Here is a 14056-nt window from a genome sequence, read left to right on the forward strand (position 1 = left end):
GGATGAAACTTTCAAGGGAAAGCTTCAGCCCATGCCGATGAGCGATTCGCTCGCCCCCATGAAGGGCACCCTCGACGTCCTCGTCCTGAAGACCCTCTCGTGGGGGCCGATGCATGGCGTCGAGATCGTCACCTGGCTCGAGGACCGCTCCGGCGGCTCCCTCGCCGTCGAGGACAGCGCCATCTACCACGCGCTGCACCGCATGCAGGAGCGTGGCCTCGTGCGGGCCGACTGGGGGCTCACCGAGAACAATCGGCGGGCCCGCTACTACGAGATCACCGCCGCCGGCCGCGACTGGCTCCAGGAACAGTCCACCCAGTTCCTGCGCTACGCCGAGACCGTCGCCGCGGTGCTCCGCATCGCCGACCGCTGATGTCGCCGCGCCGCTTCCGTCGTCTCTTCCGTCTCCCGCGCACCGGCGCCCGCCGCGCCCGCGACGAGATGGACGAGGAGATCCGCTTCCACCTCGAGGCTCGCGCCGCGCGCCTGGCCGAGCGTGGGTTCTCCCCGGAAGCCGCGACCGCCGAGGCACGCCGCCGCTTCGCCGGCGACGCCGCGGCGCGCGACGACGGCGAGCTGCTCGCGCGGCGCCGCGCGCTCGCCGACTCCGCCGTCCGCCGGGAGGACCGCATGCATCGCCACGACCTGCTCGAGACGCTGTCGCGCGACCTCCGCCAGGCGCTCCGGGGACTGCGCCGCGCTCCCGGCTTCACGCTCGCCGTCGCCGTCACGCTCGCGTTGGGCATCGGCGCCAACACCGCGGTGTTCAGCGTCGTGCGCGCGGTGCTCCTCCGGCCGCTCCCGTACGCCGATCCCGCGCATCTCGTCGTCGTCTGGAATCACTGGCCCGAGTCGCCGCGCACCTGGCTGTCGCAGCCCGAGGCGTACGACTACGCCGCGCACCGCACCACGTTCGAGCGCTTCGCCGCGTTCTCCGACAACGCGATGAACGTCACCGGCGGGTGCGCGCCGGAAGTCGTCGGCTGCGAGGCGGAGCGCGTGCGCGTCGGCGTCGCCGAGGCGTCGCTGCTCGACGTGCTCGGCGTGCGCCCGCTGCTCGGCCGCAACTTTACGCGCGACGAGGACGTGCCTAACGGAGCGCGCGTCGCGCTGCTGCACGAGGACTTCTGGCGCCGCCGCTACGGCGCCGACCCGCGCATCGTCGGCCGCACCATCCGGCTCGATGCCACGCCGGTCACCGTGGTCGGCGTGCTGCCGAGCGCGTTCCGGCTGCCGCTGGAGTTCGCCGGTGACCACGCGCAGCTCCTCCTCCCGCTGCGACTGGGTCCGCCCGACGAGAACGAGCGCGGCGCCCATCGCCTGAACGCGGTGGCGAAGCTGCCGCCCGGCCTCACGCCCGCCGCCGCGCAGCGGCGCGTCGACGCGTTCATGGCCGACCTGCGGCGCGAGCACGAGCACGACTACGGCCCGAACTTCGGCGTCACGCTCGTGCCGGTGGCCGAGCAGGTGCGCGGCGACGTGCGGCCGCTGCTCCTCGTGCTGGTCGGCGCGGTGAGCTTCGTGCTGCTCGTCGGCTGCGCGAACGTGGCGAACCTGCTCGTCGCGCGCGCGGAGCGGCGCGGCCGCGAGGTCGCGGTGCGCCGGGCGTTGGGCGCCGGCCGCGGACGGCTCGCCGCGCAGGTGCTCATGGAGAGCGTCGTCCTCGCGCTCGGCGGCGGCGCGCTCGGCCTGCTGCTCGCCGCATGGGCCACGCGCGCGCTCGCCGCAGCGCCCCTGCCGCAGCTCCCGCGACTCGATCGCGTCGCGGTGGACGGGCCGGTGCTCGCGTACACGCTCGCCGTGTCGCTCGTCACCGGGCTGCTGTTCGGCCTCGCGCCGGTCGCGCGGCTCGGCGCGCCTAACGATCCGCTGCGCCAGGGGCGCGGCACGACCGTGGGTCGGCCGCGCGCGCGGCTGCGTCAGCTCCTCGTCGCCGGGCAGCTCGCGCTCGCGGCCGTGTCGCTCACCGGCGCCGCGCTCATGACGCGGAGCTTCGCGCGGCTAACCGCCGTCTCACCAGGGTTCGCGCCGGAGCACGTGCTCACGCTCCGTCTGTCGCCGCCGGCGGCGAAGTACGGCAGCAGCTCGGCGGTGCGCGCGTTCTACGCCGCGCTGCTCGAGCGCGTCCGCGCGCTGCCCGGCGTGCGCTCGGCGGGCGCCGTCTCCGCGCTTCCGTTCGACGGCTCCATCGGCGACTGGGGGTTCTCGATCGAGGGCGTCGCGCGCCCGCGATCCCACCGCCAGCCCGGCCCCGCCGCCGACTTCCAGGCGGCGACGCCCGGCTACATCGAGGCGATGCGCATCCCGCTCCTCCGCGGCCGCACGCTCACCGACGCCGACCGGCTCGGCGCACCAGCGGTCGTCGTGGCGAGCGAGTCGATGGCCCGCCGCTGGTTCCCCGGCGGCGACGCGCTCGGTCGGCGCATCCAGCTGCTCGGCGGCGCCGACTCCGTGTGGCGCACGGTCGTCGGCATCGTCGGCGACGTGCGCCACGGCGGGCTCGCCGAGCCCGCGCACGCGACCATGTACGTGCCGCATGCGCAGGCGATCGCGTCGCTCCCCGATTCCATCGGCGCGGTGCCGCGGTCGCTCAGCGTGGTGATCCGCGCGGTGGGCGACGAGGAGTCGTTAGGCAGCGCGGTGCGGGCGCTCGTGCGCCGGCTCGATCCCGACGTGCCGGCGGCGCGTGTGCGACCGCTCGCCGCGGTGGTGAGCGATTCGCTCGCGACGTCGCGGCTCGCGACGCTGCTGCTGCTCGCGTTCGGCGCGCTCGCGCTCGTGCTGTGCGCGGTCGGCGTCTACGGCGTGATGTCGTACGTCGTCGCGCAGCGCGTGAACGAGATCGGCATCCGCATCGCGCTCGGCGCACCCCGCGGCGCCGTGATGCGGCGCGTGATGTGGCAGGGGATGCGCCCCGTGCTCGTCGGCCTCGCCGCCGGCGCCGCGCTCGCGTGGGCCGGCACGCGTCTCATGCGCGGCGTCCTGTTCCAGGTGAGCGCGACCGACCCCGCCTCCTACGCCGCTGCGCTGCTCGCCCTCGTCGCCGTCGCCGCGCTGGCCAACTGGCGCCCCGCCCGCCGCGCCGCCAAGGTCGATCCGATCGTCGCGCTGCGCGCGGAGTGAAGGCTGCGTCGCTGCGTGGCTGCGTGACGGCACGTCACGGAGCCACGCAGCCACGCAGCAGCCGTCACGCCGGCGGCGCCATCGGCTGCGCTTCGGCGGGCGACGACCGGGGGGCGGTGCGCGTCTCGGCGCCGCGGTCGTTGAACGCGAGCGCGAAGAACACGAGCACGAACGCCGCGAACGCCGCCGGGAGCCACCAGAAGCTCTGCCACCGGTCGAGCGTGAGCGCCGTCGCGCCGGCGAGGAAGCGGTTGTACACCTGCCCCGCCACGTACGCGCCGATCAGCATCCCCACGCCGTACGTCACGAACACGAAGAAGCCCTGCGCCTGTCCGCGGATCGCCGCCGTGGACTTCTTGTCGACGTAGATCTGCCCCGTCACGAAGAAGAAGTCGTAGCAGACGCCGTGCAGCAGGATGCCCAACGCGATCATCCAGAACACCGCGTTCGGCGCCGCCGCGGCGAACAGCGCGTAGCGCGCCACCCACGCGGCCATGCCGGCGACCAGCATCCACTTCACGCCGAGTCGGGCGAACATGAACGGCATCGCGAGCATGAACAGCATCTCGGACATCTGCCCGAGCGTCTGCGTCGCCGCGATGTTCTGCACCTTCGCCGCCTGCAGGAACAGCTGCGTGAAGTTGTAGTAGACCGCGAGCGGGATGCAGATCAGGAACGCGCTGATGATGAACACGTAGAACGGCCGGCTGCCGAGCTGCGCGAACGCGTCGAGCCCGACCACGCTCCGCGCCGACACCGCCTGGCCGCGCGCCGGCGCCGGCGTCTTCGGCAGCGTGAAGCAGTACACGCCGAGCAGCAGGCTCGCGATCGCGGCGGCGCGCAGCGGCATCGGCGTCTGCTCCGGCTGCGTCGTCGTGAAGCGGCCGAGCACGAAGCTGATGAACAGCCCCGCCACGATCCACCCGATCGTCCCCCACACCCGGATGCGCGGGAACTGCTTCTCCTGATCCTGGATGTTGTGGAACGCGAGCGAGCTCGAAAGCCCGAGCGTCGGCATGTAGCACAGGTTGTAGAGCAGCAGCGCGAGCACGAACGCCGTCGGGTTGCCGGTGAGCCCCGGCACCGCGAGCAGCACCAGGCCGCCGACGAGGTGCAGCACGCCGAGCACCTTCTGCGTCTCGAAGAACCGGTCGGCGACGAGGCCGACGAAGAACGGCGCCGCGACCGCCGCGACGGGGTTCACGGTGAACGGCCAGAACGTCTGCGTCTCCATCCCGTGGTTCGCCATGTACACGGCGATCGTCGTGTACCAGGCGCCCCAGATGAAGAACTGGAGGAACATCATCACGCTCAGGCGGAACCCGATTCCCCCACCGGAGCGGTCGGACGTGTGCGTGGCGGCGTGGGTCATGGCAGCTCTCGGATGCGGGCGTTGCGGATCGTGAGCGATCCCGTGTGGTCTCCCTGGATCCCGATGTGGCCGCGCTTTGCGCGACCGTAGCCGGGCCACTCGGCGAACTTGCTCGCCTTCACCTTCGCTTCCCAGTCCGGGCTCCACAGGTCGTACTCCACCACCTTCTGGCCGTTGAGCCAGTGCTCGACGTGCGCGCCGCGCGCCACGATGCGCGTATGGTTCCACTCGCCCGCCGGCTTCACGACGCCGGCCGGCGGCGCGTACAGCCCGTAGTCGGAGCCCGCCGACGTCAGGCGGTTCTTCCCGTCGGGGTGGCGTGCGTCGTCGAGCAGCTGATACTCGGGGCCCGTCCAGTAGACCTTGTCCCCCTGCTCCGTCGCGTGGTAGAAGATCCCCGCGTTGCCGCCGGGCGACAGCTTCCAGTCCAGCTCCAGATCGAAGTCGCCGTACTCGTCGCGCGTCACGAGATCCTCGGTGCCCTTCGTCTTGCCGAACGTCGTCGCGTTCATCTGCGTCCACTCGGCGGGCACCGACTCCTCCTTGTAGCCGCGCCACGCCTGCAGCGACGACAGCGACTTCCAGCCGCCGCCCCCGCCGTCCTTCGACACGGGCTGCGCGCCGGCCTGCGCGGCGCCTAACAGCAGCGCGTTGGCGAGCAACGCGGCGGCGATGAGGACGCGGCGCCTCATACGGCCCACCCGCTGCGGTACTGCCGCGTGAGCCACTGGTTCGCGTCGTTCGCGTTCGTCACGCGCATGTTCGCTCCGTCGTAGAGGATCTTCTTTCCCTGCCCCGATCGCAGCGCGACGATGCCCAACAGCATCGTCTCGGTGAGCTTCGCCGCGTACTCGAACGGCGAGCTCGCCTTCGTCTGCCCCTTGCACGCCTGCGCGAAGTTCACCTCGTGCGGCACCTCGATGCGCGGCACCGACTTCGCGACCTTCTCCGCCGCCGCGGCGGTGGAGGCCGGATAGACCTTCGGGTTGTTGCCGTACGTCTCGTAGGTGAGGATCCCCTTCGTGCCCACGAAGTAGCCGCCGCCGCCGTCACCGCCCTGCAGCGACAGGTCGTCCGGGAGGAACGGGGGACGCGGCGGCAGCATCCCGCTGTCGTACCAGAACAGCTTCACCGGCGGCATCGCGCCGCGGCGCGCGAACTCGTACTCGGTCGTCATCGCGAGCGGATAGCTCGCCGGGTTGCTCGCCGGGCCGCCCCACATCGTGCTCGAGCTGGAGATGGCCGTCGGGAAGTCGAGGTCGAGCGCCCAGAACGGCTGGTCGATGAGGTGCGCGCCCATGTCGCCGATCGCGCTCACGCCGAAGTCCACCCAGCCGCGCCACGAGAACGGGTGGTAGACCGGGTGGTACGGGATGTCGGGCGCCGGGCCTAACCACAGGTCCCAGTGCAGCCCGGGCGGCGGCGTCTGCACGTCCTTCGCCATCTCGTTGATGATCGCCTGCTCCACCGTGCGCACGTTCCACCGCCGCGGCACGCCGTCCACGTTCGCCTGCTCGCGCACCTGGCTCGCCGCCATCTGCGCGCTCGGCCCCGACGCGCCGGGACGCGGGATGCCCTGCGCCCAGTAGCGCACCGGGCGGTCGGTCCACACGTGCACCTCGCGGATCGGGCCGAGCACGCCGCTCTGCACGATCTCGCGGATGCGGCGCGTGCCGTCCATCGAGTGCCCCTGGTTCCCCATCTGCGTCACGAGCTTCGGGTTGTCGCGCGCCAGCTTGGCGAGCGTCCGCGCCTCGTGCACCGAGTAGGTGAGCGGCTTCTGCACGTACACGTGCTTCCCCGCCTGCATCGCCGCGCTCGCGATGACCGCATGCAGGTGGTCGGGCGTCGCCACGACCACGGCGTCGATGTCCTTCTGCTTGTCGAGCATCTCGCGGAAGTCGGCGTACTTCGCGGCCTTCGTGTACGCCGCCTGCAGCTTCTGCCCCTCGTCGTAGGAGCGTTGGTTGTTCTGCTCCTGCTGCGCGCGCCACGCGGTGACCTGATCGGGGTTCATCCCCGCCGGCGGGTTCCCCACCGTGCGCTGGCGCGTGCGGCCGCCGAGCGAGCGCTCCACGTACGGGAAGTCGACGTCGCAGACCGCGACCGTGTTCTCGTTCAGGAACTGCGTCCAGTTGCTCATGCCCATGCCGCCGACGCCGCAGAACGCGACGTTCAGCGTGTCGCTCGGCGCCTGGTACCCGGGGCCGCCCAGGACGTGGCGCGGGACGATCATCGCCCCGAACGCGAGGGTGCCGGTCGTGCCGACGAAGTCGCGGCGGCTGACTGGTTGGTCCGACATCGTTAGGCCATCTCCTGTGACGTCTTGTGTGGGTGCCACGTGCCCTGCGCGACGGCAGGAACGAATCGGTCGATCCCTTCTGGCGGGAACGGGAGCGTGCGCCCCTGCTCCGCGCTCTGATACGCGGTCATGAGAATCTTCACCACCTCCAGCCCGTCGGCGGCAGTGAGCCGCAGCGCCTCCTTGCCGAGGAACGCGCGCGCGAAATGCCGGTTCTCCCCCTCGTAGCCGTACACCGACGTCTCGTCCGGCACGACGGGCATCTGCCCCACCTCGGCGTTCTGCTTCTCGACGAGATCCTCGCCCTCCTTCCCCTGCACGGCGCGGCTGAAGAACAGCTTGAGCCCCGAGTCGAGCGAGTTCCAGCTCATCGAGTACTCGGGGCCCAACAGCTCTGCCGACAGCCGCAGCCCCGCACCGACGAAGCTCCACGACGTCGTCGCTTCGCCGATCACGATGTGGCCGTCGTCCGTCTCGAACTCGATCGTCGCGCTCGCGAAGTCCTCCGCCGGCCGGCGGCGGTAGTCGACCTCCGCGCCGAATCGCTCGGTGAGCTGCCGCGCGTACTCGGGGCGCGACCACTTCAGGCTCGCGATGTGCGCGCTCACCCGCACCGGCCGCACCGTCGACAGCGGCGCGCCCGGCTTCGTGAGCAGGTGCCGGACGACGAGCGCCGAGTGGCACAGCATGTCGTTCAGCACACCGCCGCCCTGCAGCTCGCCGCGCCAGAACCACGGGGCATGCGGCCCGCTGTGCTCCTCGGCGGCGCGTGCCAGATACGGCCGACCGGCGACCGACGCGCCGCGGTTCCAGAGCAGCGCGCGCCCCACCGTCACGTGCGGCCCGAACAGCTGGTCCTCGAGATAACCCGACGCGAGCCCCGCTTCGTCGAGCAGCGCGACGACGCGTTGGGCTTCCGCGACGTTGCGCGCGAGCGGCTTCTCGATCGCGACGCCCTTCAGCGTGCCGCGCCCGCTCGTCACCGCGGCGCAGATCTCCTCGACGTTCCGCACCCGTGCGTGGTTCGCGCCGCACAGCCAGATCGCGTCGATCGCCGGGTCGGCGACCATGTCCGCGATGGAGCCGTACGCACGCGCGTCGCCGACGTCGATCTCGCGCGCGTACGCGGCGAGCGACTCCGCGCGCTCCCGGTTGGGGCTCCAGACGCCGCGCACGTCCGCCTCGCGCACGGCACGGAACGACTGCACGTGGAAGCGCGCGATGAAGCCGCTGCCGACGAAGCCGATGCCCAAACGATCAGTCATGCACGGTCACTCGTGGAGGCTGGTCGAGCTCACGCGGAGACGCGGAGTACGCGGAGAACTGCAACGGATCTTTGTCGGTCTCCGCGTTCTCCGCGTCTCCGCGTGAGACGCTTTCGATGTGCGCGGCCGCACGCCGCCGCGCTCGCACGTACAACGTCGCGCCTAACAGATTCGCTGCCATCACCAGTCCGCCGATCTTGAGCGCGAACGCGAGGCGGCTCTCCACCGCCACGATCGGCACGACGGAGAGCACCACGTACAGCGCGCTCGTCGCGAACCCCGCGAGCGCCGCCGCGCGCAGCCACCACGGCGCGCGCCCCGCGGCGCGCAGCCCGACGAGCGGCACCGCGAACAGCACGAGGTACGTGAGCCCGTAGAAGATCCCGGCCGCGTTGTCGAGGAGCTGGAAGGCCTCCTGCTCGCCGACGCCCGCCATCCCCGCCGCGCAGAACACGAGCGCGCAGGCGCCGACGAACAGGATCGAGTTCACCGGCGTGCGGAAGCGCGGGTGCAGCCGCGCGAACCATCCCGGCATGAGATCGTCCCACCCCGTCACCATCGGCATCCGCGTCGTCGCCGTGAACAGCACGCTGGAGTTCGCGATCGTGCGCGCCGTGACGGCGAACACCGCGAACGGGATCACGACGCCGAGCGCGCCGCCGAGCGCGCCGAACCCCGCGCGGAACGCCTGCGGGATCGGCCCCACGAGGTCGATGCGGTCGATCGGCACGAGCGCGAGCACGGAGCTCGTGCCGAGCATGAACATGAGCGCGATCACGGGCACGGCGACGATCACCGACCGCGCGATCGTGCGCTCGGCGTCGCGCGCCTCGCCGGCGAGCACCGCGGCGTACTCGAAGCCGCTCAACCCGCCGACGGCGAGCTTGCTGAACACGTTCAGGTTGAACAGCGTGAGCGCCGGCGCGGTCATCCCGAACGGGTGGTAGCTGCGCAGCGTGCCGCGGGCCAGTCCGATGAACGGCAGCGCGACGAGCAGCGCGAACGCGCCCAGCAGCAGCACGCTGCCCACGTTGTGCACCCACTTCGACAGCGACAGCCCGCGGATCGACACGAGCACGAGCGCCGCGAGCAGGACCCCGCTCACCGCGCCCATGAACGCGCGGTTGCCGGAGAGCCACGCCGCGGTGGGGCCTGCTGCATAGATCGCCGCGTTCGCGACCTGGATGCCGAACGCGCCGAGCAGGACGATCGCGTAGATCCACAGGTTCCACGCGACGAGGAACGCGACGGCGCCGCCGAGTCCGAGCTTGGCCCACTGGTAGAGGCCTCCCTCGAGCGGGAAGCGGCGGCTGAGGTGGACCACGACCGCGGCCTGCGGCAGATAGAACAGGGCCATCGCCGCGAGCCAGAACGCGATCTGCGCGGTGCCTAACTTCGCCGCCGTCCCCACCCAGCTCAGACCCACGACGTACAGGATCTGCGTGAGCACGAGGTCCGTGAGCCCGAGCTCCTTCCGGAGCGCGGCGCTGTGGCGTTCGACGCCCCGGACCTCGGTCGCGGTCACCTCGTGCTCCGGCCTAACGCGGTCCCTCGCTCACCTGCACCTGCGACGGGATGCGCGTGTTCATGAGATCGTGGCTCACGCCGAGCTTCTGCATCGCGGCCGTCGGGCAGCCGCTCCAGTTCGGGTTGAACGTGTTGCCGATGTACTGCACGTCCTTCCACCCGACGGGGCTCGAGAAGAAGCCCCCCGCCACGAGGTCGCGGAAGCGCGTGAAGAACGCCGTCCCGGCGCGGAACTCCGGCGTCGTCTTGTCGGGGTACGCGATGTCGTCGAGGATCGCATGGCGCTGCGCCGGCTTCGCCGCCGCGTAGCCGACGCCGAAGCGCCGCTTCGATTCCGTGTCGATCCACCGCAGCCCGCCGTGCATCTGCACGCGCGTCGCGTCGTCGGTCTCCGGCACCGACATGTGGAAGTCGATGAAGTCGATGACGCCCGCCTCGGTCGCGCTCCCGGACTTCGCGTCGCGCGGGATGATGTCGTCGGCGAGCACGCTCGCCGTGCGGAGCTCGCGCGCGTTGAAGAACTTGCGCTGCCGCTGGTTCTTCGGCGGCTGCGGGTTCGTGTTCTGCGCCGGCGGCTGCGGCGTGACGTGCGGCGTGCTCGGCTGCTGGCCGCCGGTGGCAGGCTGCTGCGCGCCGAGCGCCGCGGCGGCCGGGGTCAGCGCGAGAACCTTGAGGACCCGGCGGCGAGAGACGTTAGGCGACCCCTCTGCGCTCTGCGCTCCACGCTCTTCGCTCATAAGGCCCCCGCCTTCCGCTGCGCGGTGATGTAGTCCGCCGTGCGCCACGCGAGCGCGAGGATCGTCCACGTGGGGTTCTTGTCCGCCTGCGACACGAACGGCGCGCCGTCGGTCACGAACAGGTTCTTCACGTCGTGCGCCTGGCAGTTCGCGTTCAGCACGCTCGTCTTCGCGTCGGCGCCCATGCGCAGTCCGCCCAGCTCGTGGATGATGCGGCCGCCCGGCGCGAGGCCGAAGTCCTGCTCCTTCGTCGGCATGTTGGAGGACACCGTGCCCCCCATCGCCTCGATGAGCGACCGGAACGTCTGCTGCATGTGCCGCGACTGGTTGCGCTCGTAGTCGCTCCACTGCCAGTGGAAGCGCAGCACCGGGATCCCGAACTGGTCCACGACCGTCGGGTCGATCTCCGCGTAGCAGTTGTCGTTCGGGATCATCTCGCCGCGGCCGCTGAAGCCGATCGTCGCGCCGTAGTACTTGCGGTAGTCGTCCTTCAGCTTCGCCCCGTAGCCGCCCGCGTTCGGGTAGCGATGGATGCCGCCCATGAAGCCGTAACCCGGCGGGTGCAGCCCGCCGCCGACCTCGATGTGGTAGCCGCGCGGGAAGTCGAGCTTCTTGTTGTCGAGCCACCACGGCATGTACACGTGCATGCCGCCGACGCCGTCCTCGTTGTGCGGCACGTGGTCGACCATCGCCGGGATGAACCCGGACACGTCGGTGCCCGTCGTGTCGGTGATGTACTTGCCCGCCGTGCCGCTGGAGTTCGCGATCCCCTGCGGGAAGAGCGTCGACTTCGAGTTGAGCACCAGCCGCGCCGACTCCAGCGCGCTCGCCGCGAGCACCACGACGTTCGCCTCGACGTGCTTGTCCTCGCCGGTGTTCTTGTCGATGTACGCGATGCCGGTCGCCTTGCCGTCCTTGCCGATCGTGACCTCGCGCGCCATCGCGTTCGTGATGAGCGTGAGCTTCCCCGTGGCGAGCGCCGGCGCGATGAGCACGTCGGGGCTGGAGAAGTTCGCCTTCACCGCGCAGCCGCGGTTGCACTGGCCGCAGTAGTGGCACGCCTGCCGGCCCGGGAGCGGCCGCGTGATGATCGACAGCCGCGACGGGATGCAGGTGATGTTCAGCTTGTCCGACGCCTGCTTCACGAGCAGCTCGTAGCACCTCGGCTTCGGTGCCGGGTGGAACTTGCCGTCCGGTTCGTTCGGCAGGTTCTCCTTGCTCCCGAACACGCCGATCAGATCGTCGATCCGGTCGTAGTACGGCGCCACGTCCTCGTACGCGATCGGCCAGTCGTCGCCGAGTCCGTCGTGGCTCTTGCCCTTGAAGTCGCGCGGCCCGAAGCGGAGCGAGATGCGCCCCCAGTGGTTCGTGCGGCCGCCTAACATGCGCCCGCGCCACCAGTCGAAGCGCGTGCCCGGAGCGCGCGTGTACGGCTCGCCGTCGATCTCCCACCCGCCGTCGCACGCGTCGTACTCGCCGAACGGCCGCGTGTGCGTGGCGCGTCCGCGGTACGCCGTGGCGTAGCTCGGGAAGAGCATCTGCGACTTCTTCGAGGCGTACCACTCGGGTCCCGCCTCGAGCATCACCACCCGCGCTCCCGCCTTCGTCAGCGCGTACGCGGCCATCCCGCCGCCCGCGCCGGAGCCGACGATCACGACGTCGTATGCCACCGAGAGATCTCCGTGGAGAAGAGAGTTTCGTGAAGGCTGCGTGGCTGCGTCGCTGCGTGACGGCCTAACGCAGCACGCAGCCACGCAGCCACGCAGCTACTTCAGCGATGCCAGATAGGCGTAGGAGTTCCGGATCGACGCCATCGGATCCGGCGACTCGTCGCGCTCGACGAACACGTGCTCCACGCCCGCCGTCGCGCGCTGCGCGAGCACCGCGGGCCAGTCGATCGTGCCGCTGCCCACGTCGGCGAACGCGCGCTGCGGCGCCGGCGTCGCGTCCTTCAGGTGCAGCATCTTGAATCGCCCCGGATGACGCGCGAGCAGCGACACCGCGTCCGCGCCCGCCTTCGTCACCCAGTACACGTCCATCTCGAAGTCCACCCGCGTCGGATCCGTCTCGCGCAGCAGGATCTCCAGCGGCATCACGCCTTCCACCTGCGCGATCTCGAAATCGTGGTTGTGATACGCGAACCGCAGCCCGCTCGCGTGCGCCTGCTCCGCGCCGCGCGCCAGCGTCGCCGCGAGCCGCTGCCACCCGGCCACGCTCGTCGGCCGCTGCTCCGGCGCGAGCCACGGGATCGTCACCCACTGGTGTCCCACCGCGTTCGCGTCGTCGAGCGCCTTCTGCCAGTTGCCGACGAGCAGCTCGTACGGCGTGTGCGCGGACGGCGACGTGAGGCCCACGCGCGCGAGCAGCGCGCGCACCTCCGCCGGCGTCCGCCCGAAGTAGCCCGCGAACTCCACCTCGCGGTACCCGATCGCCGCCACCTGCTGCAGCGTGCCGGGCATGTCCTTCTCCATCAGCGTGCGCACCGTGTACAGCTGCAGCCCCACGGGACCGATGCGCGGCAGGGGGCGACGCTCGACGGCGGTGCGCGGACGCTTGGCGCACGCCGCGGCAAGCGTGCCGACGGCGGCGGCGAGGAACGAGCGACGATGCATGGCGGGGGGACGGAGGATGCGACCGGGAACCTGTCCCGGGGACCCGCTGCCCACAAGATCGCTCGAACGCTGTATTTTTCGCTCGTGAGCAGCACCCTGCATGATCACCCGCACGACCACGCGCACGACCACGCGCTCGGCCACGGTCACCACCATGGCCATGGCGGTCATGGGCACGCGCATGGCCCGGCGGACTACGGGCGCGCGTTCGCCATCGGCACCGCGCTGAACGTCGCCTTCGTCGTCGTCGAGGCGGGGTTCGGCCTGCGCGTGCACTCCATGGCGCTGCTCGCCGACGCGGGGCACAACCTGAGCGACGTCCTCGGCCTCGTGCTCGCGTGGGCCGGCACGGTGCTCGCCCGCCGCATTCCCACTCGGCGGCGCACCTACGGGCTGCGCAGCACCACCATCCTCGCCGCGCTCGCGAACGCCGTCTTCCTCCTCGTCGCCGTCGGCGGCGTCGCCTGGGAGGCCGTGCACCGGTTCGCGAACCCCGAGCCGGTCGTCGGCGGCGTCGTCGCGCTCGTCGCGCTCGTCGGCCTCGTCGTGAACGGCGCGACGGCGCTGCTGTTCATGTCCGGCCGCTCGCACGACCTCAACGTCCGCGGCGCGTTCCTGCACATGGCCGCCGACGCCGCCGTCTCCGCGGGCGTCGTCGTCGCGGGGCTCGTCATCGGCGCCACCGGCTGGCTGTGGCTCGATCCCGCCCTGAGCCTCGCGATCGTCGTCGTCATCGCCATCGGGACGTGGGGGCTGCTGCGCGACTCGCTCGATCTCGCGCTGCACGCCGTGCCGTCGCACATCGACCCCCAGGCGGTGGGCGCCTACCTCGAGGCGCTCCCTGGCGTGAGCGCCGTCCACGACCTCCACATCTGGGGGATGAGCACCACCGACGTCGCGCTCACTGCGCACCTGGTGCGGCCCGTCCCGGAGGGTGAGGAGGAGGACGACGACGCGTTCCTGCTGCGCGCCAGCCGCGAGCTCCGCACCCGCTTCGGCATCGCCCACCCCACCCTGCAGATCGAGCGCGGCCGCGGGCCCCACTCCTGCGACCTCCTCCCCTGCGTGGGCGTGTGAGACGCATCGGTCCCTCGCGTTCCCATCGACTTCCGTCGAGC

General features: G+C 71.3%; 11 protein-coding genes. 3 read left to right on the top strand and 8 right to left on the bottom strand.

Annotation, left to right across the window (positions count from 1 at the left end; genetic code table 11):
- Nucleotides 1-37: 37 nt before the first annotated feature.
- Nucleotides 38-373: a PadR family transcriptional regulator gene (locus tag J421_RS05620; protein ID WP_104023036.1), complete on the top strand. Its 336-nt coding sequence runs from the start codon at nt 38-40 to the stop codon at nt 371-373.
- Nucleotides 373-3123 carry an ABC transporter permease gene (locus J421_RS05625; RefSeq protein WP_025410190.1) on the top strand — a complete coding sequence of 917 codons (2751 nt, stop codon included), beginning with the start codon at nt 373-375 and terminating at the stop codon, nt 3121-3123. The genes J421_RS05620 and J421_RS05625 overlap by 1 nt, the downstream gene beginning before the upstream one ends.
- 64 nt (nt 3124-3187) lie before the next feature.
- Here J421_RS05625 and J421_RS05630 read toward each other — a convergent pair whose 3' ends face one another.
- From J421_RS05630 to J421_RS05665, 8 genes are all read right to left on the bottom strand, one after another.
- Nucleotides 3188-4495, bottom strand: coding sequence for an MFS transporter (locus J421_RS05630; RefSeq protein ID WP_025410191.1), 1308 nt, complete (start codon nt 4493-4495; stop codon nt 3188-3190).
- Entirely contained in the window at nt 4492-5187 is a 696-nt protein-coding gene (locus tag J421_RS05635; RefSeq protein WP_025410192.1) for a 3-keto-disaccharide hydrolase, read from the bottom strand. The genes J421_RS05630 and J421_RS05635 overlap by 4 nt, the downstream gene beginning before the upstream one ends.
- A complete protein-coding gene (locus J421_RS05640) occupies nt 5184-6797 on the bottom strand; it encodes a Gfo/Idh/MocA family protein (RefSeq protein ID WP_025410193.1) in 1614 nt (537 codons plus the stop codon). Before J421_RS05640 ends, J421_RS05635 begins: the two co-directional genes overlap by 4 nt.
- A gap of 2 nt (nt 6798-6799) precedes the next feature.
- Nucleotides 6800-8062, bottom strand: a complete 1263-nt coding sequence (locus tag J421_RS05645; RefSeq protein ID WP_025410194.1) for a Gfo/Idh/MocA family protein — start codon at nt 8060-8062, stop codon at nt 6800-6802.
- Nucleotides 8055-9587, bottom strand: a complete 1533-nt coding sequence (locus J421_RS05650; RefSeq protein ID WP_025410195.1) for an APC family permease — start codon at nt 9585-9587, stop codon at nt 8055-8057. The genes J421_RS05645 and J421_RS05650 overlap by 8 nt, the downstream gene beginning before the upstream one ends.
- A 13-nt stretch (nt 9588-9600) precedes the next feature.
- Complete coding sequence (locus J421_RS05655; RefSeq protein WP_025410196.1) at nt 9601-10326, bottom strand: gluconate 2-dehydrogenase subunit 3 family protein; 726 nt, start codon at nt 10324-10326, stop codon at nt 9601-9603.
- A complete protein-coding gene (locus J421_RS05660) occupies nt 10323-11996 on the bottom strand; it encodes a GMC oxidoreductase (protein ID WP_025410197.1) in 1674 nt (557 codons plus the stop codon). The genes J421_RS05655 and J421_RS05660 overlap by 4 nt, the downstream gene beginning before the upstream one ends.
- A gap of 96 nt (nt 11997-12092) precedes the next feature.
- Entirely contained in the window at nt 12093-12938 is an 846-nt protein-coding gene (locus J421_RS05665; protein ID WP_025410198.1) for a sugar phosphate isomerase/epimerase family protein, read from the bottom strand.
- A gap of 84 nt (nt 12939-13022) precedes the next feature.
- Here J421_RS05665 and J421_RS05670 point away from each other — a divergent pair, with 84 nt between their 5' ends.
- Nucleotides 13023-14015: a cation diffusion facilitator family transporter gene (locus tag J421_RS05670; protein WP_025410199.1), complete on the top strand. Its 993-nt coding sequence runs from the start codon at nt 13023-13025 to the stop codon at nt 14013-14015.
- Nucleotides 14016-14056: the final 41 nt, after the last annotated feature.

The sequence above is a fragment of the Gemmatirosa kalamazoonensis genome (assembly GCF_000522985.1).
GTDB lineage: Bacteria > Gemmatimonadota > Gemmatimonadetes > Gemmatimonadales > Gemmatimonadaceae > Gemmatirosa > Gemmatirosa kalamazoonensis.

Coding starts and splice junctions, on each gene's coding strand:
- J421_RS05665 (WP_025410198.1), bottom strand. CDS start 12,938: ATGCATCGTCGCTCGTTCCTCGCCGCCGCCGTCGGCACGCTTGCCGCG.
- J421_RS05625 (WP_025410190.1), top strand. CDS start 373: ATGTCGCCGCGCCGCTTCCGTCGTCTCTTCCGTCTCCCGCGCACCGGC.
- J421_RS05655 (WP_025410196.1), bottom strand. CDS start 10,326: ATGAGCGAAGAGCGTGGAGCGCAGAGCGCAGAGGGGTCGCCTAACGTC.
- J421_RS05640 (WP_025410193.1), bottom strand. CDS start 6,797: ATGTCGGACCAACCAGTCAGCCGCCGCGACTTCGTCGGCACGACCGGC.
- J421_RS05620 (WP_104023036.1), top strand. CDS start 38: ATGAGCGATTCGCTCGCCCCCATGAAGGGCACCCTCGACGTCCTCGTC.
- J421_RS05645 (WP_025410194.1), bottom strand. CDS start 8,062: ATGACTGATCGTTTGGGCATCGGCTTCGTCGGCAGCGGCTTCATCGCG.
- J421_RS05635 (WP_025410192.1), bottom strand. CDS start 5,187: ATGAGGCGCCGCGTCCTCATCGCCGCCGCGTTGCTCGCCAACGCGCTG.
- J421_RS05630 (WP_025410191.1), bottom strand. CDS start 4,495: ATGACCCACGCCGCCACGCACACGTCCGACCGCTCCGGTGGGGGAATC.